The sequence below is a fragment of the Nocardia sp. NPDC050175 genome (assembly GCF_044459885.1).
Lineage (GTDB): Bacteria > Actinomycetota > Actinomycetes > Mycobacteriales > Mycobacteriaceae > Nocardia.
Map to the genome: position 1 here is coordinate 57,969 of NZ_JBITJI010000022.1, position 24,384 is coordinate 82,352.

24 protein-coding genes and 1 pseudogene are annotated in these 24,384 nt (G+C 66.2%); 8 read left to right on the forward strand and 17 right to left on the reverse strand.

What is annotated here, in order from left to right:
- Positions 1 to 93: 93 nt before the first annotated feature.
- Positions 94 to 690 carry a hypothetical protein gene (locus tag ACIBK2_RS43975; RefSeq protein WP_396977037.1) on the reverse strand — a complete coding sequence of 199 codons (597 nt, stop codon included), beginning with the start codon at positions 688 to 690 and terminating at the stop codon, positions 94 to 96.
- 124 nt (positions 691 to 814) lie between these two features.
- On the opposite strand from ACIBK2_RS43975, the pseudogene ACIBK2_RS43980 reads away from it, so the two are divergent.
- A pseudogene (locus ACIBK2_RS43980) lies at positions 815 to 1,776 on the forward strand (acyl-CoA dehydrogenase family protein).
- 4 nt (positions 1,777 to 1,780) lie between these two features.
- Here ACIBK2_RS43980 and mgrA read toward each other — a convergent pair.
- The gene (mgrA, locus tag ACIBK2_RS43985; protein ID WP_396976921.1) at positions 1,781 to 2,824 is read right to left on the reverse strand and encodes an L-glyceraldehyde 3-phosphate reductase; all 1,044 of its coding nucleotides are present in this window, start codon (positions 2,822 to 2,824) and stop codon (positions 1,781 to 1,783) included.
- An 83-nt stretch (positions 2,825 to 2,907) separates the two neighbouring features.
- On the reverse strand, positions 2,908 to 3,507 hold the full coding sequence (locus ACIBK2_RS43990; protein WP_396976923.1) for a TetR/AcrR family transcriptional regulator: 600 nt from the start codon (positions 3,505 to 3,507) through the stop codon (positions 2,908 to 2,910).
- 91 nt (positions 3,508 to 3,598) lie between these two features.
- Here ACIBK2_RS43990 and ACIBK2_RS43995 point away from each other — a divergent pair, with 91 nt between their 5' ends.
- The 3 genes from ACIBK2_RS43995 (at position 3,599) to ACIBK2_RS44005 (ending at position 7,556) form a co-directional block, all read left to right on the forward strand.
- On the forward strand, positions 3,599 to 4,294 hold the full coding sequence (locus ACIBK2_RS43995) for an SDR family NAD(P)-dependent oxidoreductase (protein WP_396976925.1): 696 nt from the start codon (positions 3,599 to 3,601) through the stop codon (positions 4,292 to 4,294).
- Between the two features lie 267 nt (positions 4,295 to 4,561).
- Positions 4,562 to 5,521 carry a M64 family metallopeptidase gene (locus ACIBK2_RS44000; protein WP_396976927.1) on the forward strand — a complete coding sequence of 320 codons (960 nt, stop codon included), beginning with the start codon at positions 4,562 to 4,564 and terminating at the stop codon, positions 5,519 to 5,521.
- A gap of 196 nt (positions 5,522 to 5,717) precedes the next feature.
- Positions 5,718 to 7,556, forward strand: a complete 1,839-nt coding sequence (locus ACIBK2_RS44005; protein ID WP_396976929.1) for a Xaa-Pro dipeptidyl-peptidase — start codon at positions 5,718 to 5,720, stop codon at positions 7,554 to 7,556.
- Between the two features lie 56 nt (positions 7,557 to 7,612).
- On the opposite strand, the gene ACIBK2_RS44010 is transcribed toward ACIBK2_RS44005, so the two are convergent.
- The 4 genes from ACIBK2_RS44010 to ACIBK2_RS44025 form a co-directional block, all read right to left on the reverse strand.
- Positions 7,613 to 8,323 carry an alpha/beta fold hydrolase gene (locus ACIBK2_RS44010; RefSeq protein ID WP_396976930.1) on the reverse strand — a complete coding sequence of 237 codons (711 nt, stop codon included), beginning with the start codon at positions 8,321 to 8,323 and terminating at the stop codon, positions 7,613 to 7,615.
- A 24-nt stretch (positions 8,324 to 8,347) separates the two neighbouring features.
- The gene (locus ACIBK2_RS44015) at positions 8,348 to 9,313 is read right to left on the reverse strand and encodes an alpha/beta hydrolase (protein ID WP_396976932.1); all 966 of its coding nucleotides are present in this window, start codon (positions 9,311 to 9,313) and stop codon (positions 8,348 to 8,350) included.
- Positions 9,314 to 9,368: 55 nt separating this feature from the next.
- Positions 9,369 to 10,085, reverse strand: a complete 717-nt coding sequence (locus tag ACIBK2_RS44020) for an alpha/beta fold hydrolase (RefSeq protein ID WP_396976934.1) — start codon at positions 10,083 to 10,085, stop codon at positions 9,369 to 9,371.
- Between the two features lie 93 nt (positions 10,086 to 10,178).
- Positions 10,179 to 11,192, reverse strand: a complete 1,014-nt coding sequence (locus tag ACIBK2_RS44025; protein ID WP_396976936.1) for a GlxA family transcriptional regulator — start codon at positions 11,190 to 11,192, stop codon at positions 10,179 to 10,181.
- Between the two features lie 78 nt (positions 11,193 to 11,270).
- Between ACIBK2_RS44025 and ACIBK2_RS44030 the strand changes: the two genes are divergently transcribed.
- Positions 11,271 to 11,885 (forward strand): TetR/AcrR family transcriptional regulator, encoded by a 615-nt coding sequence (locus ACIBK2_RS44030; RefSeq protein WP_396976938.1) that lies wholly within the window; start codon positions 11,271 to 11,273, stop codon positions 11,883 to 11,885.
- Positions 11,886 to 11,952: 67 nt separating this feature from the next.
- Here the strand turns inward: ACIBK2_RS44030 and ACIBK2_RS44035 are convergent, their stop codons facing one another.
- A complete protein-coding gene (locus ACIBK2_RS44035; protein ID WP_396976940.1) occupies positions 11,953 to 12,840 on the reverse strand; it encodes a helix-turn-helix domain-containing protein in 888 nt (295 codons plus the stop codon).
- Between the two features lie 310 nt (positions 12,841 to 13,150).
- Here ACIBK2_RS44035 and ACIBK2_RS44040 point away from each other — a divergent pair, with 310 nt between their 5' ends.
- A complete protein-coding gene (locus ACIBK2_RS44040; protein ID WP_396976941.1) occupies positions 13,151 to 13,984 on the forward strand; it encodes a S1/P1 nuclease in 834 nt (277 codons plus the stop codon).
- A 3-nt stretch (positions 13,985 to 13,987) separates the two neighbouring features.
- Here the strand turns inward: ACIBK2_RS44040 and ACIBK2_RS44045 are convergent, their stop codons facing one another.
- From ACIBK2_RS44045 to ACIBK2_RS44075, 7 genes are all read right to left on the reverse strand, one after another.
- The gene (locus tag ACIBK2_RS44045; protein WP_396976943.1) at positions 13,988 to 14,839 is read right to left on the reverse strand and encodes a hypothetical protein; all 852 of its coding nucleotides are present in this window, start codon (positions 14,837 to 14,839) and stop codon (positions 13,988 to 13,990) included.
- 152 nt (positions 14,840 to 14,991) lie between these two features.
- On the reverse strand, positions 14,992 to 15,303 hold the full coding sequence (locus ACIBK2_RS44050) for a hypothetical protein (RefSeq protein ID WP_396976944.1): 312 nt from the start codon (positions 15,301 to 15,303) through the stop codon (positions 14,992 to 14,994).
- Positions 15,304 to 15,412: 109 nt separating this feature from the next.
- A complete protein-coding gene (locus tag ACIBK2_RS44055) occupies positions 15,413 to 15,844 on the reverse strand; it encodes a VOC family protein (protein ID WP_396976946.1) in 432 nt (143 codons plus the stop codon).
- Positions 15,845 to 15,865: 21 nt separating this feature from the next.
- Positions 15,866 to 16,237, reverse strand: a complete 372-nt coding sequence (locus ACIBK2_RS44060; protein WP_396976948.1) for a YybH family protein — start codon at positions 16,235 to 16,237, stop codon at positions 15,866 to 15,868.
- Positions 16,238 to 16,278: 41 nt separating this feature from the next.
- Complete coding sequence (locus ACIBK2_RS44065) at positions 16,279 to 16,992, reverse strand: SDR family NAD(P)-dependent oxidoreductase (protein ID WP_396976950.1); 714 nt, start codon at positions 16,990 to 16,992, stop codon at positions 16,279 to 16,281.
- A gap of 104 nt (positions 16,993 to 17,096) precedes the next feature.
- A complete protein-coding gene (locus tag ACIBK2_RS44070; protein ID WP_396976951.1) occupies positions 17,097 to 18,020 on the reverse strand; it encodes a LysR family transcriptional regulator in 924 nt (307 codons plus the stop codon).
- Between the two features lie 85 nt (positions 18,021 to 18,105).
- Positions 18,106 to 19,560 carry a M1 family metallopeptidase gene (locus ACIBK2_RS44075; protein ID WP_396976953.1) on the reverse strand — a complete coding sequence of 485 codons (1,455 nt, stop codon included), beginning with the start codon at positions 19,558 to 19,560 and terminating at the stop codon, positions 18,106 to 18,108.
- 400 nt (positions 19,561 to 19,960) lie between these two features.
- Between ACIBK2_RS44075 and ACIBK2_RS44080 the strand changes: the two genes are divergently transcribed.
- Positions 19,961 to 20,794 carry an NAD(P)H-binding protein gene (locus ACIBK2_RS44080; RefSeq protein WP_396976955.1) on the forward strand — a complete coding sequence of 278 codons (834 nt, stop codon included), beginning with the start codon at positions 19,961 to 19,963 and terminating at the stop codon, positions 20,792 to 20,794.
- Positions 20,795 to 20,871: 77 nt separating this feature from the next.
- Here ACIBK2_RS44080 and ACIBK2_RS44085 read toward each other — a convergent pair whose 3' ends face one another.
- Both ACIBK2_RS44085 and ACIBK2_RS44090 read right to left on the reverse strand, forming a co-directional pair.
- Entirely contained in the window at positions 20,872 to 21,408 is a 537-nt protein-coding gene (locus ACIBK2_RS44085; protein WP_396976957.1) for a hypothetical protein, read from the reverse strand.
- Between the two features lie 244 nt (positions 21,409 to 21,652).
- Positions 21,653 to 22,564, reverse strand: coding sequence for a DUF1206 domain-containing protein (locus ACIBK2_RS44090; RefSeq protein ID WP_396976958.1), 912 nt, complete (start codon positions 22,562 to 22,564; stop codon positions 21,653 to 21,655).
- A gap of 376 nt (positions 22,565 to 22,940) precedes the next feature.
- Here ACIBK2_RS44090 and ACIBK2_RS44095 point away from each other — a divergent pair, with 376 nt between their 5' ends.
- Positions 22,941 to 24,269, forward strand: a complete 1,329-nt coding sequence (locus ACIBK2_RS44095) for a dicarboxylate/amino acid:cation symporter (protein ID WP_396976960.1) — start codon at positions 22,941 to 22,943, stop codon at positions 24,267 to 24,269.
- Positions 24,270 to 24,384: the final 115 nt, after the last annotated feature.

Genomic DNA, 24,384 nt, shown 5'->3' on the forward strand with positions numbered 1-24,384 from the left:
TGAATAGAATTACGTTCCGGTTTGAAGAAGTGCGTAGTTCTTCGGTTTTGTGCAGTTCTACCGAATGTGTTGTCCCCACCTCGGCGGGAATTGTCAGCTCCCGCGCAGGCCGAGGCCACGCAATTCCAGTGCGGCCAGTTCGCGCACCGTATCGTCGTCGCCGCGCCGCCAGGCGTCGACCACGTCGGTGTCTATCCGGTCCAACTTGCGCAGCGGTTGGTTGGCGAGTGCGCGCAGGGCGAGCAGTTCTCGGCCGCCCGGGACGGCACGCAGGCGCGTCGCGGCCGCAGCCCGGCGCATCCACCGCACCCGCAGCGGCAACCAGACGAACAGCACCAATCCCAGTGGGACGATGAGCATTCCGATCGCGAGGGCCATCGCCAGATCGTTGATGATCGCCTGTTGATCACGCCCGGCATCGGCCATCGACCGGGCGGCTCCGGCGGCCCGGTTGAACGGGGACGTCAGATCGTCGCCCACCACCGGCACGCGGCCGACCTTGCGGCCGACATCGCCGAGACTGTCGGCCATCCCGGTGCCCGCACCCTCCAGTTTCTGCCCGGGAACGGCCAGCTTCTGCACCAGATCGTGCAGCCATAGCGCGGCCACGATCGACGTGTAGACCCACGCCACTACGATCAGATCCGTAACCAATTGGCGGGCGGCGACGGTGGCCCGATCCGCGTACATCTTCACGCATTCAGAATCCCCGGTCCGCTGAGCGAAAACAGCACTTTCGCGTTCGACGGTGGCGGGCGAGGATCTACCTGCGACCCGCCCGGCGCGATGGGGCGTGCAATGCGGAGGAGCGTCAGTGCCACAACATATTTCACCGGCCATCAAGACGCTGGACGATGCGCTCGGCGCGGTCACCGAGCTCGCACCCATCGCCCGCCAGTACGGTCGGCAAGCCGAGGATGCGCGCAACCTCCCGGCCGAGGTGGTCGACGCCATCGCGGCGGCGGGCCTGTGGGGCGTGTTCACGCCCGCTTGCGCCGGCGGCAGCGGTCTGATCGGTCTCGACGAGGCGTTCGAGATCGTGCGGGCGCTCGCCTACGCGGACACGAGCACGGCGTGGAGCCTGTTCATCTGCGCGACCACGCCCGCCATCCTGGCGGCCAAACTGCCCGCGGACGGACTCGCCGAGGTCTTGGCCGACGGGATCGGCCCCATGTCGCTCGTCTTCGGCCCGAACGGGCGCAGTCGGCCCGCCGAGGGCGGGTTGCGGGTGACGGGACGGTGGCCGTTCGCCAGCGGCATCGGTTATGCGGGCTGGGTCATGGCGAACACCGTCCTGCTCGACGAAGACGGCGCACCGATGCCCGGCGCCGGTGGGCTGCCCGAACTCATCTCGGTCCGGGCTGTGCTGCCGAATCGGATCGGTCCGCCGAAATTCCAACCGGCATCGGAAGATCCGGTCATCCAGCGCACCGTCGGGCGGGCACAGGCCGCGATCCGCGGCGCGCGCGAGTCGACGCGCGCGGTATTCGACACGTATGTCGACCGACGGTTGCGCGGTGCGGACATGAGCCAGCTTTCGGTCGCCGACCGGTGCGAGCTGCATCAGCAGGTGGTAGGGGCGGCTGAGACCTGCCGGGACGCGGTCGACGACCTCTTCCGATCGGCGGGGCGAGCGCGATTTACGAGACGAGCCCGATCCAGCGGATCTGGCGCGACATCACCGTGCTCACCCAGCACCTCTATCTGCGCGACATCCAGCACGAGAACGCGGGCAAACTCGCCCTCGGCCTCGACGTGGTGAACCCGACGATCTGAGCCGTCAGAGCGTGCCTTGGCGCGCCGACCGCCACAGATCGACCTCGCCGGCGTCGTCGAGGAGTCGGTCGATCTCGGCGAGCTCGTCGGTGCTGAAGTCGAGTGTGTCGAGCGCCGCGACGTTCTGCTCGAGCTGCTCGGTGGTGGACGCGCCGATCACCAGCGAGGTCACCCGCTCGTCGCGCAGCGCCCAGGCCAGGGCCAACTGGGCCAGGGTCTGGCCGCGCTTGTCCGCGATCGCGTTCAGCTTGCGCAACCGCTCGATCATCTCGGGCGTGAGCAGTTCCTTCTGGAACGACTTGTCTTGCGCGGCACGCGATTCCGGCGGAATGCCGTCGATGTACTTCGAGGTGAGCAGGCCCTGCGCGAGCGCGGTGAACCCGATGACGCCGAACCCTTCCTCGGTGGCGGCGTCGAGCAGACCCTCGGTCTCGATCCAGCGGTTGAGCATCGAGTACGACGGCTGGTGGATGAGCAGTGGCGTGCCGAGCTCACGCAGCAGCTTCGCCATGGTGATGGAATCCGCTGCGGTGTAAGAGGAAATCCCCACGTACAGCGCTTTGCCCTGGCGGACAGCGGTATTCAGTGCCGCTGCGGTTTCCTCCAGCGGCGTCGTCGGATCGAACCGATGCGAGTAGAAGATGTCGACGTAGTCGAGTCCGAGCCGGGTCAGCGACTGATCGAGGGACGCGAGCACATACTTGCGCGACCCACCGCCCTGCCCGTACGGCCCGGGCCACATGTCCCAGCCTGCCTTGGTGGAGATGACGAGTTCGTCGCGATACGCCGCGAGGTCCTCGCGCAGGATGCGTCCGGCATTGATCTCGGCCGACCCGTACGGCGGGCCGTAGTTGTTCGCCAGATCGAAGTGACTGATGCCGAGATCGAAGGCGCGCAAAGCGATTTCGCGCTGTACGAGATACGGGCGATCGTCGCCGAAGTTGTGCCAGAAGCCGAGCGAGAGTAGCGGCAGATCGAGACCGGACCGGCCCGACCGGCGATAGCTCATCGCGCTGTCGTACCTGGTCGGTTCGGGAACGTATGTCATGCGGACCTCCTCGTCGCCTGTGCCGACTGTTCATACTGCCTGAACGGAGTTCGGCGCAGGCCGGAACCCCGTCGCGCGGACATTCACGTCGAGCGGGGCCTGAGTAGGTCCTCGACCAGGGTGTCCACCAGATCGCGGGGGATCGTCGACCCGGTCAGTGCGCGATAGACGAGCGGGCCGACCAGCGCGTCGATCGCTTCGTCGGCGGATAGCCTGGGCGAGATCTCGCCGGATTCGATTGCGCGCGTGAGCATGTCGCGTTCTTGGTCACGGCGTGGATCGAGATATCGCTCGTGCAGGCTCTTGGCCGTGGCCGGATTGTGCTGCGCCTCGGCGATCAGCGCGAGCAGGACCTTGCCCGCGGGGTCGCGGGTGAGAAAACGCACGAAGGCGCGCAGGTAGCCGCTGATGCTCGCCGCAGTGGGGCCGCCGGTGGGGAAGGGGAGGCGCTTGCCGGTGTCCTCGATGAGCGTGTCGAGCAGGATCTCGACCTTCGACGGCCACCAGCGGTAGATCGTCTGCTTGGCGACGCCGGCTCGGCGGGCGATGGCCTCGACGGTCAGCCCGCCGAAGCCGTGCTCGACGAGCAGATCGTCGGCGGCGTGCAGCACGGCGAGCCGGGCGGCCTCGTCGCGCCGTGGGCCGGAGCGCGGCCGCTGGGGCTGAGAGCTCGTAGCGGGCATGCGGGACACCTTACCTATCGGCGGATTGTGTGGTTGACTCTAGACGCAACGTCTAGTCTATATTAGATCTTCGCACTACCAAGGAGTGAATGTGTCCGCAACGACCAACCGCCGAGCCCTCGTCATCGGTGCCTCGCGCGGGTTGGGGCTCGTCCTCGCCGACGAGCTCGCCCGCCGCGACTGGCAGGTCATCGCGACAACCCGCCAGGGCGGCGGTGAGTTGCAAGCGACGGCTGAGGCTTCGAGCGGGCAGCTGACGGTCGAATCATTGGAAATGACCAGCGTCGAACAGCTGGCCGCGCTGCGCGAACGCCTGGCCGGCACCCGACTCGATCTGCTCTTCGTCAACGCCGCGATCGATCGCGGCAACCTGCCGATCGGCGAGGTCCCGACCGACATGTTCACCGAGGTGATGATCACCAACGCGCTCAGCCCGCTACGTGCGCTGGAGGCGCTGCGTGGACTCGTCGCGCCCGGCGGAACCGTCGCGGTCATGTCCTCCGAGCAGGGCAGCGTCTCGCGGAACACCGAGGACGGCTATGAGCTGTACAAGGCGAGCAAGGCCGCGCTCAACCAGCTGATGCGCAGCTACGCCACCCGCTACACCGACGACGGGCAGACCAAGCTGCTCATCGACCCCGGCCACAACCAGACCGAGCTCGGCGGACCCGACGCACCGCTCAGCCCCAAAGAGAGCATCCCGGCCGTCGTCGACGTGCTCGAAGCACAAGCGGGCGCGCCCGGCCTGCAGTTCCTGGATCGGCACGGCGACACCGTCCCGTGGTAGCGACAAGAGCGCGACCCAGGCTATGCCGCGCATGAATTGTGCAGCCGCGCAAGGAATTGCTAGCGATTCTGTGCGCAGCGGGCGGAAACGTGCGCGGCCGTTGCCGACGGTGGCCTCTTGATCTGAGTGGGCGGAGTGTTCCTTCCCCAGTTACTCCTCAGTCGAGATGGCCGCTCAAATGTGGTTCCTTGGTTAGGAATTCGACGGACGTGAAGCGCGGCATGCGCCGTCCGCGTCGAATTCGCGAACCACTCGAGGAGCCTTGCCATGCCCTTGTTACGACGCATGTTCGCAATCATGCTCGGCGCGTTCATCATTGCCGGAATGTCGGTCGCGGTCGGGTCGGCGAGCCCGACCGAAGAGCGGGAAGTTTTTTCGCCGGACGGCACCATCAGCCGCGTTGTCACGCCCGTGCCCGATGCGAGTCCGGCGCCGCGATCGGCGGTGCAGGCCGACGTGGTGACGATCCAGCAGACCGGGCCGTCGAGTCAGCGGTTCGATCTCGTGTTCGTCGGTGACGGATACACCTCTAGTCAATTGGGCACCTACAAGCAGCACGCGATCAATCGGTGGAACGAGATCACTCAGGTCGAGCCGTTCAAGACATATAAGAATTCGTTCAATGTCTGGGCGGTCAACGTGGTCTCCCAGCAGTCCGGGGTGGATAACGATCCGCGTGGCACGTATCGAAATACCGCGCTGGACATGACTTTCTGGTGCGGCGGCACCGAACGGCTGCTGTGCGTCAACGAGACCAAGGCGCTGCAGTACGCGCGGCTGGCGCCCGAGGCCGATCAGGTGATCGCGTTGGCCAACACCACCAAGTACGGCGGCGCGGGCGGCGGGGTTGCCACGTCGTCCGGCGGTAACGCCCAGGCCGGCCAGATCGTGCTGCACGAACTCGGGCACTCGGTGGGTGGTCTCGCCGACGAGTACGACTACCCGAACGACCGCTACACCGGTCGTGAGCCGAGCGAGGCCAACGCGTCGACCTACACCAGCGCGCAGATGCAGCAGAACCGCACCAAGTGGTACCAGTACCTGGGCAAACAGTCCCCGGACGGCGGCGTGGTCGGCACCTACGAGGGCGCTGTCTACTACAAGCGCGGCGTGTACCGGCCCACCGAGAACTCGTTGATGCGGGCGCTGGGTCGTGAGTTCAACCTGATCGGGCTGGACGCGATGAAGGCCGCGATCGAGCGGAAGAGCCCGCCGCGTCAGTCCTGACCCGTCACCGGATGCCCGGCCAGTTCTGGTCGGGCATCCGAGGTAATTCCCTGAGCCAGTAGGTATTTCGAGTCTCGCACGGGAGTGCCTCGTGATGAGCGGTGACAAGGAGAAGGCAATGGCATCCAGACAGCATCAGCACAGACACGATCGGCGGGGGCCGCGAACCCGAGTGGTCCAGGCGGTCAGGTGGACCATGTCGACGCTGCGGTGGCTACCGCGCTCGGCGCTGCTGGGCGTGGCCGCCGCGCTGTTGCTGTCCGGTGCACCCGCGATGGCCGAGCCGCAGACCGGGCCGAGCTTCTCCGGCGGCGAGGCCCAGCCGACGTTCAGCGCGGCAGCGCCTGTCCGCCAAGACCTTTGGGTGCGCGCGCCGGTGGACAGCGACGCGGACGGCAAGGACGACGAGGTGCACGTTCAGGTCGTGCGCCCGGCCGGGGCCACCGGCAAGCTGCCGGTCGTGTACCAGGCGAGTCCGTACTTCTCCGGCGGCAACGACGTCACCAATCACGGTGTGGACGTTGAGCTTTACGTGCCGAACGGCGCCGACGCACGGATGGCCCCGGCACCCGGCGAGCTGCGTGCTCGGGTGGCCGAGGACCTCCGGGCCGCAGGCATCACCCTCGACAAGGGCCAGATCACTTGGCAGTACGAGGATTACTTCCTCGCCCGCGGCTTCGCGGTGATGTACGGCGAGTCGCTCGGTACCGGCACGTCCACCGGCTGCCCGACCTCGGGCGGGCGCAACGAGACCATCGGCGCGCGGGCTCCGATCGACTGGCTCAACGGTCGCGCGAAAGCCCGTGACGCACAAGGCAAGAACGTCGTTGCCACCTGGGCCAGCGGCAAGGTCGGCATGATGGGCGTCTCCTACAACGGCACCCTGCCCAATGCCGTTGCCTCCACCGGCGTGCCCGGATTGGAAGCCATCGTGCCGATCGCCGCGATCAGCAACTGGTACGACTACTACCGCGCCGGGGGAGCGGTGGTCGCGCCGGGCACCTATCAGGGCGAGGACACCGACGTGCTGGCCAAGTACGTTTACACCAGGGCCGACCGGAACATCTGCACGCCGGTGATCAACAAGGTGGAGCAGGATCAGGACCGGGTGGACGGTAACTACACCGCCTTCTGGAACGAGCGCAACTACGTCAACGACGTCAGCAAGGTGCATGCCGCCGTGCTGGCCGTGCACGGTCTCAACGACTTCAACGTCAAGACCAAGAACGTCGCGCAGTGGTATGACGCGCTGAAGAAAGCCGGTGTGCCGCACAAGATCTGGCTGCACCAGTCGGGCCACACCGACCCGATCAGCCTGCGCAAGGACGAGTGGCTGCGCACGGTGAACCGTTGGTTCAGCAAGTACCTGCTCGGCCAGAACAACGGCATCGATCGGGAGCCCAAGGCCACCATCCAGCGTGAGGACAAGTCCTGGGTCGACGAGGCGGACTGGCCCGCCCCGGCCACCGCGGGCGCGACCGCGGTGTTCCAGCCCGGGGGCCGCAATATCGGCGGGCTCGCCACCAGCGGTGCGGGTAAGGTCACCGAATCCCTCGACGACGACGCGACCAAACTGGCCGCCGACCTCGTCGCCGCACCGAGCTCACCGAACCGGCTGGAGTACTTCTCCAAGCCCACCACGACCACGCTGCGCATCAGTGGTGCGGTCGACGTCGCGTTGAAGGCGACCTTCCAGCGCCCGGCGGCGAATGTGACTGCGCTGCTGGTGGATCGATCCCCGGACGGCAGTTCGCGGATCGTCACCAGGGGCTGGGTGGACCCGCAGAACCGTGACTCGCTCAGCAAGACCAGCCCGATCACCCCGGGTAAGGAGTACGCGGTCAACGTGTCCATGATGCCGCACGACTACGTGCTGGTACGCGGACACAAACTGGGCGTGGTGGTGTTGTCCAGCGACAACGAGTACACCCTGCGGCCCAAGCCAGGGCCGGGCTTCGGCGTGAACCTCGCCGAAACCAAGGTCACGTTCCCGGTAGTGGGCGGCCAGGCCGCACTCAACGCCGCGATCGGCTGATCGACCCGAGATCCGGTCACGCCCGAAACCGTTGGGCGTGACCGGATTTCCGGCGTCTACTTCTCGGCGGCCAAGACGATCAGATCGCTGACCACGCCGGGCATGGCGACGCTCACGGCGTGCGAGGCGGGAACCTCGACGCTGTGCGCGGACGCGCGCTCGGCCATGAACCGTTGTGCCGCAATCGGAATGTTCTTGTCCTCGGTGGTGAGCAAGGCGAAGACCGGGATGGTCTGCCATGCCGCCGCCTTGGCGGGTTGCTGCAAGGCGTCGAGCGCGACGGGCCGCTGGGTGGCGGCCATCAGTTCGGCAGCGGGGGTGGGGACGTCCGCTGCGAACTGTGCGGGGAACTCGTCCTGCCGGATGTAGAGCTCCGTGCCCGTATTGCCGTCCGCGAGCGGGTAGCTCGCGGGACGGGTGGTCGGCCCGAGGGTCGAACCGGGGAACTTGTCGGTCAATTCCAGCGCGCTTTCGCCCTCGGCCGGGATGAAGGCGGCGATATAGACCAGCGCCTTGACGTTCGGTTTTCCGGCCGCGGCGACGGTGATGACGCTACCGCCATAGGAATGACCGACCAGCACGCACGGGCCGTCGACATCATCGAGGACCGAGCCGATGTAGGCGGCATCACTGTCAAGGCCGCGCAGCGGGTTCGCCGCGGCAACGACCGAATAGCCTTGTGCGCGTAATGTTTCGACGACACCGTTCCAGCTGGAGGAGTCGGCGAACGCGCCGTGCACCAGCACGATGGTTGGGGCGGTACTCACGAATGTTCCTTTCGCGGGGTTGGACTACGCGGGGTACAGGGCGGCGTGCAGCACCGCGACAGCCTGGGCGACAGCGGCTTTGGCGGCGTTGGTGTCGTGCATCGAGTTGACCATCACGAAGTCGTGGATGATGCCGCCGTAGCGGGCCTGGATCACGGGCACGCCCGCGGTCCGCAGCTTCGCCGCGAAAGCCTCACCCTCGTCGCGCAATACGTCGTTCTCGGCCGTGATGACCAGCGCGGGCGGCAGGCCGGACAGCTGCTCGATGCTGGCGCGCAGCGGCGACGCGGTGATCTGCGCGCGGTCCGCTTCGCTGGTGGTGTATTGATCCCAGAACCACTTCATCCCGTCGCGCGCCAGGAAGTAGCCCTCGGCGAACCGGTGGTAGGACTCGGTGTCGAAGTTGGCGTCGGTCACCGGATAGAACAGCACCTGCTGCACGAACGCGACATCGCCGCGTTCCTTGGCCATCAGGGTGAGCGCGATGGCCATATTACCGCCGACCGAGTCGCCCGCGACCGCGATGCGCGACGGGTCGAGGTTCTTCTCGGCGCCCTGGGTGCTGACCCACTGGGCGACCCGGTAGGACTGCTCGTTGGCCACCGGGTAGTGCACGTCCGGCGAGCGGTCGTACTCGGGGAACACCACGGCCGCGTGCGCGCCGACGGCGAGGTCACGGACCAGCCGGTCATGGGTGTGCGCGTCGCCGAAAACCCAACCGGCACCGTGGGTGTAGACGATCACGGGCAGCGGCTCGGTGACGTTCTGCGGCTTGACGATCCTGGCGCGCACCGACCCGGTCGGCCCGCCCTCGATGGTGATCCACTCTTCATCGATCTCGGGCTTGTAGATCGGGCTGTCCTGTACCGAATCGACCGCCTTGCGGCCCTCGTCCGGTGCCAGCTGGTAGAGGAACGGGGGCGTCGAGGTCGCGTCGACGAACTCCTGGGCGGCCGGCTCCAGTGCGACGCCGTGCGGGTTTCCGGTCATCGTCATTCCTTTCGATAGGGCGGAGAAATACTGCGGTAGTTCTATTTTCGAAAGTTCAACCGAGCTCGGCGAGTGCTTCGGTGATAACCGTGACGACCTCATCAGGATGGGTCTGCATCACCAGGTGCGGTGCGTCGATCTCGACGACCGACCGCAGCGCGGCCCGCTGGTAACCGAACCGTTCGACTTCGGGATTGATGGTGCGGTCCGCACTGGAAACGATCCCCCAACCCGGCTTGGTGTGCCAGGCCGCGGCGGTGGCGGCCTCGCCGAAGGCGATAGCCGACAGCGGACGCTGCGAGACGGCGAGCACCTGGGCCCGCGTTGTGTCCAGGCCCGCCGCGAAGACCTCAGGGAAGGCGGCGACATCGACCGAAACGTCGGTGCCCGGCTCGCCGTCGGCGACCGGATACGGTGCGTAGACGAGGTTGGCGGCCAGCTCGGAGTCCGGGAAACCGCCCTGCAACTGGCCGAGGCTCTCGCCGACCTCGAGGACATAGCCCGAGACGTAGACCAGACCGACGACATTGTCGGCCACACCGGCGACGGTGATGACCGCGCCGCCGTAGGAATGGCCTGCCAGCAGGACCGGCCCGTCGATCTGCTCGACGAAGGACTTGATGTACGCCGCGTCCTCGGCCAGGCTCCGGTTGAACACCGGCGGTGCGACGACCCGATGCCCTGCGGCGAGCAGCCGCTCGGTGACCGGGCCCCAGCTGGACGCGTCGGCGAACGCGCCGTGCACGAGAACAATGGTTGTCTCGGAAGACATGCAGCTCCTTTCTCGATATGGCGTTGTGCCGCACTCAGTTTCCGATGCGCGACCGGTCCGGCGCCCCTCCACACGGGCCGCAAAAGCCCCGGATCAGGACACGGCGGCCGCGATCGGTTCGAACGCGCCGACCGATCCGGTGGAACGAAATCGCTGCTGGTACTTGCGCGGTGAGATGCCGAGCCTGGCCACGAACGCGCGGCGCAACGCCTCGCTGCTGCCGTATCCGGCGGTCATCGCGGCCTCGGTGACGCTGTGTCCGGTGTGCAGGAGATCCCTGGCGACGCCGAAGCGGATGAAGGCGACGTATTCGGCGGGGGAGCGTTCGAGCTCGGCGCGGAAGAGCCGCGTCAGATGCCGGACGCTGACCATGGCATGCGCGGCCAGCGTCTGAACCGTGTGCGGGAACGCCGGATCCGCACAGATCAGGTCGACCACCTTCCGCACGAGCGGGCTGCGCGGGACCGGTCCGCTCAGCGACGCCGAGAACTGTGATTGCCCGCCCGCGCGCTGCATGTACACCACGAGCAACTGCGCTACCCGGCGGGCGGCGTCGGCGCCGTAGTCCTCCTCGACCAGGGCCAGCGCGAGATCGACGCCTGCCGCGACGCCTGCCGAGCTGTACAGGTTGGCGTCGCGCACGAAGATCGCGTCCGGCTCGACCACGACCGCCGGGTACCGCCGCGCGAGGTCGGCGGCACATTTCCAGTGCGTGGTCGCGCGCCTGCCGTCGAGGAGACCGAGCTCGGCGAGGACGAAGGCGCCGCTGCAGATCGAGGCCAGCCTGCGGGTGTGCCAGGACAGGTGCCTGGCGGCGGCGATCAGCGCGGGGGTAACGAATGTCGAGGGCGGCAGTTCGCTGCCCGGGATCACGATGGTGTCGAAGCTGCCCGCATCGGCGGCCGCGGCGGCCACCTCGATCCGGGCGCCGATCGAGGTCTGTACGGCACGGCCGTCCGCCGAGACCAGGACCACCTCGTAGCCGGGCACGGTCTGGTTCGCCTCCACGAAAACCTCGGCGGGGCCGACGAAGTCGAGCATCTTGACGCCGTCGAAGACCAGCATGCCGATCCGTCGGCGGGGTGGCTCGGTGGAGTTAGGGTCCATGTCAACCATTGTTATGGAGGCATGCCTCCATAACAAGCGGTGTGGGCGATGTCGCACACCGATTGGTACGGTGAGCCCATGGGACGGCCACGACAGTTCGACGAAGCGGGTCTGCTCGACGCCGCTACCGAGCTGTTCTGGTCGCAGGGTTTCGACGACACGTCGGTCGAGGACATCTCGCGGGCAACCGGTGTCGGCAACGGCAGCGTCTACGCCGCCTACGGCAACAAACAGGGGTTGTTCCTCGCCGTATTCGAACGCTACTGCGAGCGTCGTGCGCGGTTCGTGCGCGAGGTGGTCGGCGCCGCGCCGGGATCGGCGCGGGCCGCAGTGCGCACGCTCTTCGAGGCGATCATCGATGACTGTGCCGCGCAACCGAATCGGCGTGGCTGCCTGATGATCAACAGCATCGCGCAACTGGGTGCCCGGATGCCCGAAGTGGTTCGCATCGGCACCAAGACAACGGCGGCCATGGAGCGGGGCGTCGCCGAACGGCTATATCCCGCAGCGCGTCTCGGCGGTGGCACGGTCGACGAGGCCGCGCTGTCGGCGCACAGCGCGAACATCGTGGTGGTAGCGCAGGGGCTGATCCAATTGAGCCGCTTGGGAATTGGGCGGGACCGGTTGGGCGAAATCGCGGACGTCTCGAGCCGGGCGCTGCCATCGGATTGGGCCGATCGAGTCGCCAGCTGATCACGGCCGAACAGCCCTGGGCGATCCGGTCGTCGGGCATGACCGGATCGCCCAGGGTGTCAGGCGTTTACAGCTCCTTGGCGGCGGCGGCCAATAGGTCGCGGGACCGCTCCGGCGTCTCGGCCTGTACCGCGACCTTGTCCATGACCTCACGGTAGAGCTGGAGGTCTTCCTTGCGGTCCAGGTAGAGCGCGCTGGTCAGTTGTTCCAGGTAGACGATGTCGGGCAGTTCGCGTTCGGCGAAGCGGAGCATGGTGAACGAGCTGCCTGCCGCCGCGTGGCCGCCCGCCTCGTACGGGAGCACCTGGATGGTCACGCCGGTCTTCTGCGAGATCTCGACCAGATGCTCGATTTGTTCGCGCAGCACCTTCTTGCCGCCGATCGGGCGATGCAGCACCGCCTCGTCGAGCACAGCCCATAATCGGGGGCCGTCCGGCATGTCGAGAATTTCCTGGCGCTTGGTGCGCAGCTCTACCCGCCGGGTTGCCTCGGCGTTCTGGTGGCTGACCTCGATGACCGCGTGGGTGTAGTCCTCGGTCTGCAGTAGCCCCGGAACCAGTTGGCCCTCAAATGTTCTGATCGTCTGCGCGGCGCCCTCGAGGCCGAGATAGGTCTCGAACCAGGGTGGCAGCAGGTCGTTGTAGCGATGCCACCAACCGGGCTGGTTGGCCCTGCGGGCCAGGTCGAGGAACATTTCGCGCTGATCCGCCTCGGTGACGCCGTAGAGGGTCAGCAGATCCAGGATGTCGCGGTCCTTGTATCCGGTGCGGCCGAGTTCGAGCCGGCTGATCTTGGCGTGCGAGCCGCGGATGTGCTCGCCCGCCGCCGCGGGCGTGATGCGTTTTGCCTCGCGCAGCTTGCGGAGCTGACCACCGACCGCGATGCGCAGCGCTGTCGGGCCGCGCTCCGCGACCCGCGAGTCGATACCCCTGATCCGGACCGGTTCCGTGACCATGACCTCTACTCCGCTTCTCGAAGACCCTGGCGGCATCGCGTCCGTCGCTGTGACGAACCACACCGCGCCTATTCTGATGGTATCCCCCGTAGGCGTTACCACAAGCGAACTTGCACCTGAGTGTGCAGATGCGGCTCTCGTCCGACTTCTCGGGACAAGTCCCCGGCCTCGCACGAAGATTTAGCCCGGCGTTTGTTCGGCATATGCCACTTGTCACCGATACTTGAATCAGCAAGAGAGAAAACATAACTCGATCCATGGCGTGCAGCAGGGCGGGTGCGCGGAGCTATTCGGAAGGGATTTGTTCTTGATGCGAGGTAGAGCTGTTCTGGTGGGCGTGTGTGCGTTCGCCGCGATCGCGCTGTCGGTGCCACCCACCGCCAATGCGTGGGGACCGCAGGGCCACAACACCACCGGTGCCATCGCCGACCTGCGGCTGAGTGCGCCGGTGCGGGGTGAGGTCACCCGGCTGTTGCAGGGTGAGCCCAACCCCACGCTCGCCGGCGTGGCCAACTGGGCCGACGAGGTGCGCAACAACGACCCCGACCTGGGGAAGATCTCGGCACCGTGGCATTACGTCAATATCGCCGAGAACGGGTGCGTGTACGACCCGGCGGTGAACGGCAACGACGGCCAGAACGTTATCGAAGCGTTGCGGCGGCAGACGGCGATCCTCGCCGACCGGTCCCGGGCGGACGCCGACCGCCGCCAGGCGCTGAAGTTCATCGTCCACTTCGTCGGTGACATCAATCAGCCGATGCACGCCGGGTACGCGCGCGACCGCGGCGGGAACGAGATCAAGGTCCAGTACCTGGGCCGCAACACCAACCTGCACTCGGTGTGGGACAGCCGCATGCTCGACACCCGCCACGCCGGCGACGCCGACGAGGTGCAGCGACTGCTCGCGCTGCCCGCGCCCAACTTGCCGCCGGCGCAGCCGGACAGCGATCCCGTCCGCTGGGCGCAGGACAGCTGCCGGATCGTCGAAACTCCCGGCGTCTACCCGGATTCGGCGACCATCGGCGACGAGTACACCCGAAAGTTCCTCCCGGTAGCCGAGACTCAGCTTCGGCTCGCGGGGGAGTTGCTCGGGCAGCTGCTCAACGCGGTGCTCGCCGCGCCGACCGGATCCGCCAACGGGTAGACCTCAGAATTGGTCAGGGAGAACGGGACCCGCATACAGCAGGGTGTCGTTGCGGTCGTACACCCGGGCGCTGAAGCGATCCAGCGTCTCGTAGTTCTCGCCGCGGTCGTCGCTCTCGAACACGAAGGGCACCTCGGCGTCGGGGGCTGCGTAGGCTCGGCGCAGCTGGTTGAGCCTGCGTTCGCTCGGCAGATCGATGGTCACCGCGAAGGTGTGTGCCACCACGTCTGCCGGGAAGACGGTGCCGTTCTCGCTGATCACTTCCAGTTTCACGGCCTCCGGCGCGAGCACGCCGCACAGTCCCGACTCGATCACCGTCTTGACCGCGAAGGGGCGATCGGTGAAGTCGCTGTCGAGCCCGCCGCAGGCGAAGGAATCGAGGTGTCCTTCCTCGAAGATGAGCATGGCGACGCCGCCGGAGTCGCTGTAGGCCAGCAGGATCGAGTGGGCGACGGCGGTGTGCGCCCCGATGCGTGCGCCGGGGTGCCAACCGGCTTGTGAAACATCCTGTGCCGGTAGGCCGTTGGCCTCGGCCATCTGATATGCCTCGGCGAAGGTCCGGATCTCGACCGTCCAGTCGGGGTGGTGCTGCTCGCCGGTATGCCGATCTCGTGCGGCGCGAAAGGCGCCGGTGAAGGCTTGTAGCTCCGCCATCATCTGCACGTCCTCGCTGGCTTCCAGGTCGGCTTCGTCGAGGGCCGCTTCGAGCTCGTTTGTCAACTGCATCTTTTCGGCTTCGGCGGCAACGCGTTTGGCCTCGGCGGCCAGGTACTCGTCGCCTATGTTGCGTAGCCGAGCCATGATCTCCCGGAACTGTTCTTTCGCCTCGAGCTGTACTTCGCCTGATGTGGTCACAACGCTGGGTCTTCCTTCGCCACTCGACAACCGACCTTGCCAGGGTGGCACGCGCGCCCACCGAACACGCTTCGCTGACATAATCTCGCCATCACCGGACCATCACCGCGGTCACGACCTGCCCCGGTGTCGTCACGAGGGGGCAACCGAATTCACGCGGGGCGCTCGGTATCCGATGCGAGCACGGCCAGTTGGCGCAGGCGTTCGAGGTATCGGAGTTCCTCCGCCTCGGTGATCAGCGGCAGGACCTGGTCGAGCTCGGCAAGACGCTTGCGCAGTGTCTCGATGCGTTCGGTATCGAGAGACCCGCCGTTTTCATGCCAGACGGACACACAACCCGCGATGGCCGCGTCCAGAAATGCCATCTCGACACCCGCCGACTGCACGCTGTGCAGCCGCGCAGGGAAAGGCGCGCGCATGTGTTCCTGCCATAGACGGCCCATGACAGCTAGCTGCTCACTCATGTGGCTCATTCTCGTTGGTCGAATGCGTTGCCGCACAACATATCAGAGCCGGACCCTGATTATCCAGGGCCCGGCTCCGATATAGCTATTACTTGCTCTCCGTTGCGTATCAGTCTCGGCCAGGGAGCCGCGTAGTGATCTCCTGAACCAGCCATTCATTGGCATCGGGATCGTTGAACGAGACGAAGGACCCGTAGCTCGCACGCTCGGGATCGGGACCGCTGAGTCGTGCTTCCTTGGGGAACGGAGCGCCGTGAAAGATCTCAGTCGGTTCGACGCCGCGGCGGACGAGTTCCGCACGGGCCGCTTCGATATCGGAAACGATCAGCCCGCCCTGGACCGAGCCGGGCGCGGTGGTGGTAATTCCGGCACCGAACGTGACCGAGCAGGCGGAGCCAGGGGGTGTGAACTGGATCAGGCGAACGCCATCCGCCGGTGCCACGTCATCATCGAGCCGCCAACCCAATCTCTGGTAGAACTGCTTGGATCGCTCGGCGTCGGACACGGGGATGATGTTGACTTCGAGGTGCATGTCGACCATGTCGATCTCCTTGTCTTCCGATCAATTCGGCTGGGATACCTGGTACGTGGTTATGTACCAACGGCTAGCGATCTGTCCGACGGTGACGCCGAGGTTGACTTCGAGGGCTGGGCGGTCGGTGAATGCGAAGACGACGGCGAGATAGGCGTAGATCACGTTGCCGGCTTGGCGGCGGGATTCCAGGACTCGGTAGTCGGCTTTCATGCCCTCGGGCTGGGATTCGTAGTAGGCGGCGATACCGGCGTGGCCGACCGTGTAGGGGTGCAAACCTTGGAAGATGGCGTCTTCGGTGAAGGTGGCCGCGACTCGGTCCGGGTCGTGATTGTCGACAGCAGCTTTCCACTCGTCGAGAACGGTGCGCAGAATCGAGTCGGTTTCCGGCGCCACAGACATGGCACGCCTCCTGAATTGCATTGGTGGGTAATGGAATCGGGTCAATGTCCGGCGCTCATGCCGCCGTCGACGTGCAGAATTTCACCGGTAACGAACGAGGCGTTTTCCAGGTAGACGACGGCATCGGTGATGTCGCGGATGTCGCCCATGCGGCCCATCGGATGGAGCGCGGCCAGGAATTCGTGCGTCGACTCATCGTGCATGGGCGTCTTGATGGTGCCCGGAGAAACAGCGTTGACGCGGATGCCCCGGCCGGCGTACTCGATGGCCAGCGACTTGGTGGCCGATTGCAGGCCGCCCTTGGTCAGTGACGCCAATACCGAAGGGACGCTGGAGTTTGCGTTGTCGACCAGGCTGGAGGTGACGTTCACGATGTGCCCGCCACCCCGCGACAGCATGGACTCGATCGCCTGCTGCGTGATGTGGAAGAACCCGGCCAGATTCACACCCGTCACGTCGGTGAAGTCGGTGGGGGTGTAATCGGTGAAAGCCTTGGCGACGAAGATGCCTGCGGTGTTGACGAGGGTGTCGACCCCGCCGAACCGCTTCAGAGCGGCGCCGATGACGCGGTCGGCGGTGGCGGCTTCGGCGATATCTCCACGGACAGTGAGCAGGTCCGGCTCATCTGCTTGGCTGATCGAGCGCGATGTCGCGACGACGCTGTAGCCGAGCTTGCGGTAGGCCTCGACGAGACCCGCGCCGATGCCCTGCGATGCACCGGTGATAACGGCGACCTTCCGGTCGTAGGAGTTCATCGCGAACCTTTCTTTCGGACGCATCGGTTGTGATGAACTCAGGATGCGTCCGCGTGCGAGGTGCCGCCACGACCGGATTCCTTCGCTGTGGTAGGTGCATCCTCTCAGGTCGGGGATCGGCGGTGCGGGTCGTCGTCGGGCAGCCAAACACCCGGACGGTGGATGCCGAGATCCCCGACGCTGTCGCAGAGGGCGTCGACCACCGCCAGCACGGCGGCCCGATTCTCATTCGCGCGGTGCACCAGCGACCACGTCCAATACACCGCTGGTGAGTCGATCTCGCGTTGGACCAGATCCGCCGGAATGGGTGCGGCCATATCCTTCGGTGATCGCACCACGGGCCGCGCGCTGCGCCGGACGTGATCGAAGAACGCGGACCCGGTGATGCCGCCGTCGCTGATGCGCACTGTCCGCGCGCCGGTATCGCGGGCGAGCTGCTCGGCGTAGGCGTTCCAGGATGACCAGGATGTGGTGTCGTCGTCGAGGAGCACGATGGTGTCCGCTGCCGGCACGGCGGCTGTCTGTACGCCGGATGCGACGGCGTGCAGCCGGTCGGCTCCGATCAGTCGAGCGCGTAAACCCAACCCCGCCAGGTCTTTCGACCGTACCCAGCACACCGCGAGATCGAGGCTGCCGTCCGAGACCCGCGCTGCCTGGGTGTGTGAGGGCGCCACCCAGGCGTCGAGATGAATCCGCGCGACCGCGGTGGTGCGCGCGGTCAGATCCGGTGGCAGCCAGCTGACGTATCCCAGGCGCACCTTCTCGGCTCCGGACAGCCGCCGTGCGCTCAACTGCAAGTCCTCGGCGCGAGTCAGCAGGGCACGCACCTCGGGCAGCAGGGTCGCGCCGGCCGGTGTGAGCGTCACCGACCGGCGGTCACGGTCGAACAGCCGGACCCCCAGATCCCGCTCCAGCGCTTTGATCTGCTGGGACAGCGACGGACCCGCGATCAGCAGTCGTGCGGCCGCCCGGCCGAAGTTGAGCTCCTCGGCGACCGCGACGAAGTACCTCAGCTGGCGTAGTTCCACCTCTCGATGCTACGTCGGTCAGAGGCTGCGCCTAACACAAGAAGCCGGGCCCGCGGTGTGCACGGGCCCGGCTGCTATCCGATGGTTACTGCTTTGCGGTCACCACTGCGTAGAGATCGTCGTACACCTTCGGCTTGGCCGGGGGCGGGGTGGCCGATCGGGGAGCCCGCTTCGCGTTTGCGTCGAAGGTCGCGTCGGTCGGCTTGTAGGACGGCTTGCCCTTGTCGGTGAGCCAGGTCTTGAACAGCGCGTTGGTGCTGCGGCCGGTTACGGCGTTGGCCAGGTCGATGAAATCGGCGACCTTGGCGTTGCCGTACTGGTGTTTGGTGAGCCATTCGCGGACGAGCCGGAAGAAGACGTCGTCATCGTTGATCGCGCTGCGCAGGGCCTGAATTGCCAGTGCGCCTCTGGTGTACAGCTCGGCGGGCAGCACGTCGGCCGGTCCCGGATCGGTCAGTACGACATTCCAATTGATCCGGGTGGAGGTGGCGTAGGCGTAGTCGGCGATTTCCGCCGCGGTGCCGGTGTCGTTCTTCTCCGACCACAGGTATTCCAGGTAGCTGGCCCAGCCTTCGTTCAACCAGCCGTCCTTCCAGGTGGCGACGGAGGTCGAGTCGCCGAACCACTGGTGCGCGTTCTCGTGCACCACGACGGAATCATTCTTGCCGCGCTTGAAGAATCCGTCGGTGTAGGTGGGCCTGGTCTGGGTCTCCAGCGCGAAGCCGCCCATCCGGGCGTCCACGATGCCGCCGGTGGCCTCGTACGGGTACGGCGTGAGCGTGCTGGCGAGCCAGTCCACGATCTCCGGGGTCCGCTCGATGCTCGCCTTGGCGTTGGCGCGGATGGTCGGATCCAGGTCCGTCGCGTAGGCGTTGAGGTTCGGCCTGGCCGGGGTGCCGCTGTTCTGGCCGCTGCGTTCGTATTTGCCGATCGCCAGGAAGGTGGCGTAGGTCATCTGCGGCGACTTGCTCAGCCAGTTGTGCCGCTTCCAGCCCGGAATCGTCTGGGTGACACTGGTTTCGACCCCGTTGGACAGGACGTCGCGGTCCTCGGGCGCCAGCACCGACACGGCGTAGGTCGCCTTGTCGGTGGGGTGGTCGTTGCTCGGGTACCACCACTCGGCCGAGAAGGGCTCGTTGGAAATTATTGCGCCGCCTGCGTTTTCGATCCAGTTGCGCGCGCCCGCCGCGTTCTGCACCCGGGACGGGATGTCGTTGTAGGCGACGACGGTGGTGAACTCGGCGCCGGTCGTCAGGTTCGCCGGGACGGTGACCGCCAGTTTGTCCTTGCCCAGCGTGTATTTGGCGGGCTTGTTGTCGATCAGCACCGACTGCGTCTGCAAGAGGAAGTCGAAACCGATCGCGGTGCCGGCTTTCAGATCCTGCTTGGCTTTCGCGGTGATCGTGGTGGTGCCGGACAGTCGGCCCGAGGACGGATCGAATTTCAGATCGATGCTGTAATTGGAGACATCGTATGCGGCGCTGCCGATATTCGGGAAATTAGGGTCGCCGATTCCGGTCAATGGCGCTGCGGAAGCCATGCCCATATTCGAGGCCAATGCCGCGACGACCAGTAGTGGAACAGCTCGTGCCGAGGCAGTATGCAACAAGGGAAAGCGTCTCATATTAAATAAACTCCAATGTGTCGGACACGTGGATGTTTTCGAGCAAAGCAGGTGCCGTGTAGGTCCGCGTCCTCCTCCGGGACATTGCGATACTCAGAGAAGCACAGTGGAGTACCCCGTTTCCACTGGAGATCAACTGGGGAGTTCGATCATGAAGAGTTCCCTTGCGGAATGGGGTAAGAGATTCTGTGCAGAATGTCTAGTTGGGGTGTTGCGGAAGCGCTTTCAACTGGTCATCGAGGTCTGAGACGCTGACGTATGGAGCCGAGCTTTTCGTCGATGGTTCGGCGGTCTGTCGACGGCTTGACTAAGAAGCATGACAACAACGAAAAACCAGACCATCCTCGTCACCGCAGGCACCGGCAAGGTGGGCCGCCGGGTGGCAGAACAGTTGGCCGCCAAGGGATTCCCGGTCCGGATCGGCTCCCGCTCGGCGGAACGTCCGTTCGATTGGGCGGACCGGAGCACCTGGGCGCCCGTGCTCGACGGCGTGCGGTCGGCGTTCGTGATGTACACCCCGGATATCGGGGATCCCCGTGCCGCAGAGACGATTCGGGCGTTCAGCGAACTGGCCGTCGCCAACGGCGTTGCACGACTGGTGCTGCTGTCCGCTCGCGGCGAGGACCAGGCCGCCGCTGCCGAGGCGGCGGTGCGTGACAGCGGCGCCGAATGGACTGTGCTGCAGGCCGCTTGGTTCAACCAGAACTTCGACGAGGGTGTCTTCACCGATATGGTGCTCGCCGGTGGCGTCGCCTTCCCCGCGGGACAGGTGCTGGAGCCCTTCGTCGACTCCACCGACCTCGCCGAGGTCGCGGTGCTGGCACTCACCGAGGACGGGCACGCGGGCCAGACCTACGAACTGACCGGCCCCCGGCTGCTGACCTTCGGCGACGCGGTCGAGGCGATCGCCAAGGAGACCGGGCGCGAGGTCCACTACATTCCGGTCAGCGGTGCGGAATTCGGCGCGGTGCTCGCCGGGGAGTTCGGCATGCCCGCCGAGGAGGTGGCCGGGATGATCGACATCTTCGCGACCCTGCTGGACGGACGCAACGCCAACGTGACCGAGACGGTCCGCCGCTTGCTCGGCCGCGAGCCGATCGACTTCGCCGACTACGTGCGCGACGCCGTCGCGGCTGGTGCCTGGCAGTAGCCGACCGGGGTGCGCGGGCCGATTTTCCGAAACAGAAGGCCAGGTCTGGCTTTTCAGACCTGGCCTTCGCTATGTCATCAGGCGAACGTCACCTGTGCCGTAACAGTCAGGGTCGACAGGCCATTGGTGCGACAACCGGCGTTGGGCTGCGCATCCCGCGCCGACACCGTGATCGCGTCACCCTTCAACTGTCCGCCGGTCACGTTCGCGCTGAACGCCAACCCGGTGAACGGATCGGGATCGATCCGCCAGCCGAACGAGCTGTCACTGCCGGACACCCAGCCGATCGTCCCGTTCCCCTTCGCAGTAACCAACAATCCGCACGGATTGAACCCACCCGCAGTCGCAGTCGCCGACCCGGTACCCGTCAACTTGCCGGAGCGCAGGTCAGCATGCTGACCATTCCGCGAAGCACAGTTGCTGAGATCCCCGCTCACCGATACCTTCGCGCCGCCCCCGGCCCGCAACGGCGGATCGAGCGTGAGCTTGAACGTCGCCGAGCAACTCAGGTCCCCGTCGGCGGCCTGGGCCGGTGCCGCCGGAAGGACAGCAAGGGCCACCGCGAGCGGTGCCGCCGCGGCCATCATGGTCAGAATTCGAAGTCGCCGTGCCATCTTCGTACCTCCTACTAATGTGCTGTTCACACGCTGTTTCAGGGGCCGAGCACGCCCGTCGGCGGAGGGTCACTCCGCCGAGGGCGAGCCCACGATACGAGTCCTCGCGTTATCACACCGAAACGCCTTGCCCCCCAATGCGTGACGTGCACCAACGCTCAACTGGGGAGGCCATCCGGGCACGCGACGACGACCCCGGCACCATGGCCGAGGTCGTCGCCGAGTTCTTTGGGGGAGGCCGGATCTAGACCGGGACACCGCCGTATGTGCGGCGGTGTTTGGCCTCGAGGAAGGACAGGACGCCGAAGGCCATGAGGCCGACGGAGATCAGGATGAGCAGCCAGGGGCCGAACGGCTTGGTGACGAAGTCGCGCAGGACCGCGTCGATGCCCTTGGCCTCGGCGGGGTCGTAGTTCAGGCCTGCGAAGACGGCGGCGAGTCCGATGCTGATCACGATCGCGCCGCGGGCGAGGTAGCCGATGCGGCCGAGCCAGATCACGGCCTCGCGGGAGCCGTGGGTCATCCAGCCCATGCGCAGGTCATCGACGAATGCGAGGCTGAGGCCGAGCATGGTCTGCCAGATGCCGAAGGCGATGATGGCGAGGCCGATCAGGAGGACGACGATCTGGCCGCCGTCCCAGCTCAGGATGCGGCCGGTCAGGTCGCGGGCGATGGCGTCGCTCGGCTTCGGTGTCCGGCCGTGCACCACGTACCGGAAAGTACCCAAAAAGGCCAGGGCATAGACGATTCCGGAGATCACGGCGTAGAACCGGTGCCCGCCGGAAACTGTCCGGCGTGCGCTGGCGACCTGGGTGACTCGCCAGACGACCAAGGCGGCGAAGCCGAACACCAGGATCCACAGCAGTAGGTAGCCGAGGGGTTTGGTCGCGATCGCGGCCAGCGCGCCGCCGCCGTCCGGTTCGTGCTCCGCGGTGCCGATGGCCAGCATGAAGCCGATGATGCCGATGGTGATGTAGGCGATGCCGCGCGCGATGAAGCCGAATCGTGCGGCCGCTTCCAGCCCGCCGGAGCTCGTGGACCGGCGTCGGCGGTAGTCGTCGGCGCGGCGTCCCCACCCGGATCGTCCTCGGCCGCTCCGCACGGTGCCGACCCGATCACGTCGTCGATATCTGTTCGTATTTCGGAAAATGCTCATGGTGTTCCTCATCTCTCACCCGCGTAATGCCCACTCCGCGGCGATTGACACGCGCGCTGTGGGAGCCCAGATCCGCTGCGGGACGCGCGGAGTCGTGACTCGGGAGGGTGGGGAAGTGGGAGCAACTGGGGAGGGCCGTCACCGCTCGACCGGCGCTGATCGGAAGGGGTTGTGACGCAGGCCATACGGCGATGAGCCGAACCGATGAGTAATTGATCGGACGAATCGCTTACCGTTTAGGGCGTTATGAACTTTTTCGCGACAGTCGTGCACCTGGTCGCCAGGCTGCATGTGGATCTCGGCCGGTTGGCCGCGCAGCTGTGTTGCTGACGCGCGCTCAGCTCACCAGATCCTCTGATTGTCTTGGATGGTTCCCTTGTCTTCACCCAGTTCGCGCAGCCGTGTCCTGAATCCGGCGCGCTGGTCGTTCGGCGTCCAGATCCTGCTCGGTCTCGCGGTCGGTATCGCCGCGGGCTTCATCGCCCGCGCCACCGGATCCGCCTGGCTCACCAGCACATTGACCCAGGTCGGCGGCATTTTCGTGCAGCTGCTGAAGCTCGCGGTGCCGCCGCTGGTGTTCACCGCGGTGCTGGTGAGCGTCGCCGGACTGCGGCACGTCACCAATGCGGCCCGGCTGGCCGGTCGCACCCTGCTGTGGTTCCTCGGCACCGCGCTGATCGCGGTGGCGGTCGGCATCGTGCTCGGGCTGGTCACCAATCCCGGTCGAGGCGTCGAACTGACCCTGGTCGGTGCGAAGACACCCGACTCGAAGGGCGGCTGGACCGACTTCCTCACCGGCATCATCCCGACCAACGTCGTCGGCGCCTTCACCAATGGCAATGTGCTGCAGCTGGTGTTCCTCGGCGCGGTGCTCGGCGTGGCGGCGTTGAAACTCGGTGAGCGCGCCAAACCCTTTCTGACACTGGCGGAATCGGTGCTGGAGCTGGTGCAGAAGGCACTGTGGTGGGTGATCCGGCTCGCGCCGATCGGCACTGCCGGGCTGATCGGTAAGGCGATCGCCAGCTACGGCTGGAACCTGCTGCGGCCGTTGGCGACGTTCACTATCGCGGTGTACGTGGGCTGCCTCATCGTCATGGTTGTCGTCTACCCGATCCTGCTGCGTACCGTCGGCGGCGTGAACCCGATCCGCTTCTACGCGAAAGCTTGGCCCGCAGTCGAATTGGCGTTCGTGTCCCGGTCGTCGATCGGCACGATGCCGCTGACGCAGCGGATGGTCACCGAACGGCTCGGTGTGCCAAAGGAATACGCGTCGTTCGCCGTTCCGTTCGGGGCGACCACCAAGATGGACGGTTGCGCGGCGGTGTATCCCGCGCTGGCCGCCATCTTCGTCGCGCAGATCACCGGAACACACCTCGACATTCGCGATTACCTGTTGATCGCCTTCGTCTCCGTGGTCGGCTCCGCGGCAACCGCCGGTCTCACCGGTGCGATCGTGATGCTCACCCTGACGCTGTCCACGCTCGGCCTGCCGCTGGCCGGGGCCGGTCTCCTGCTGGCCATCGACCCGATCCTGGACATGATCCGCACCGCGACGAACGTCGCCGGGCAGATGGTGGTTCCGGTCCTGGTGGCGAAACGGGAAGGCATCCTCGACCAGGAGATCTTCGACCAGCCCTCCGCCCCCTTGACCGAAGCCGAGCCCGAGCCGGTGGAAGAACCGGAGCGGGTGCCCGCGGCGGCCTGACGACGCAGTGGTGGGGGGGGGGGGGGGGGGGGCCCCCCCCCCCGCGGCCGACCAGAAGCCCGACACACCTGGACGCCCTAGGCCGCGGGAGACTGGGGTGGGGGTGAGGATCGGG

Coding starts and splice junctions, on each gene's coding strand:
- ACIBK2_RS44060 (WP_396976948.1), bottom strand. CDS start 16,237: ATGTCTGTGGCGCCGGAAACCGACTCGATTCTGCGCACCGTTCTCGAC.
- ACIBK2_RS44065 (WP_396976950.1), bottom strand. CDS start 16,992: ATGAACTCCTACGACCGGAAGGTCGCCGTTATCACCGGTGCATCGCAG.
- mgrA (WP_396976921.1), bottom strand. CDS start 2,824: ATGACATACGTTCCCGAACCGACCAGGTACGACAGCGCGATGAGCTAT.
- ACIBK2_RS44075 (WP_396976953.1), bottom strand. CDS start 19,560: ATGGCTTCCGCAGCGCCATTGACCGGAATCGGCGACCCTAATTTCCCG.
- ACIBK2_RS44000 (WP_396976927.1), top strand. CDS start 4,562: ATGCCCTTGTTACGACGCATGTTCGCAATCATGCTCGGCGCGTTCATC.
- ACIBK2_RS44080 (WP_396976955.1), top strand. CDS start 19,961: ATGACAACAACGAAAAACCAGACCATCCTCGTCACCGCAGGCACCGGC.
- ACIBK2_RS44025 (WP_396976936.1), bottom strand. CDS start 11,192: ATGGACCCTAACTCCACCGAGCCACCCCGCCGACGGATCGGCATGCTG.
- ACIBK2_RS44015 (WP_396976932.1), bottom strand. CDS start 9,313: ATGACCGGAAACCCGCACGGCGTCGCACTGGAGCCGGCCGCCCAGGAG.
- ACIBK2_RS44035 (WP_396976940.1), bottom strand. CDS start 12,840: ATGGTCACGGAACCGGTCCGGATCAGGGGTATCGACTCGCGGGTCGCG.
- ACIBK2_RS44005 (WP_396976929.1), top strand. CDS start 5,718: ATGTCGACGCTGCGGTGGCTACCGCGCTCGGCGCTGCTGGGCGTGGCC.
- ACIBK2_RS44090 (WP_396976958.1), bottom strand. CDS start 22,564: ATGAGCATTTTCCGAAATACGAACAGATATCGACGACGTGATCGGGTC.
- ACIBK2_RS44040 (WP_396976941.1), top strand. CDS start 13,151: ATGCGAGGTAGAGCTGTTCTGGTGGGCGTGTGTGCGTTCGCCGCGATC.
- ACIBK2_RS44055 (WP_396976946.1), bottom strand. CDS start 15,844: ATGGTCGACATGCACCTCGAAGTCAACATCATCCCCGTGTCCGACGCC.
- ACIBK2_RS43990 (WP_396976923.1), bottom strand. CDS start 3,507: ATGCCCGCTACGAGCTCTCAGCCCCAGCGGCCGCGCTCCGGCCCACGG.
- ACIBK2_RS44020 (WP_396976934.1), bottom strand. CDS start 10,085: ATGTCTTCCGAGACAACCATTGTTCTCGTGCACGGCGCGTTCGCCGAC.
- ACIBK2_RS44085 (WP_396976957.1), bottom strand. CDS start 21,408: ATGGCACGGCGACTTCGAATTCTGACCATGATGGCCGCGGCGGCACCG.
- ACIBK2_RS44050 (WP_396976944.1), bottom strand. CDS start 15,303: ATGAGTGAGCAGCTAGCTGTCATGGGCCGTCTATGGCAGGAACACATG.
- ACIBK2_RS43975 (WP_396977037.1), bottom strand. CDS start 690: ATGTACGCGGATCGGGCCACCGTCGCCGCCCGCCAATTGGTTACGGAT.
- ACIBK2_RS44030 (WP_396976938.1), top strand. CDS start 11,271: ATGGGACGGCCACGACAGTTCGACGAAGCGGGTCTGCTCGACGCCGCT.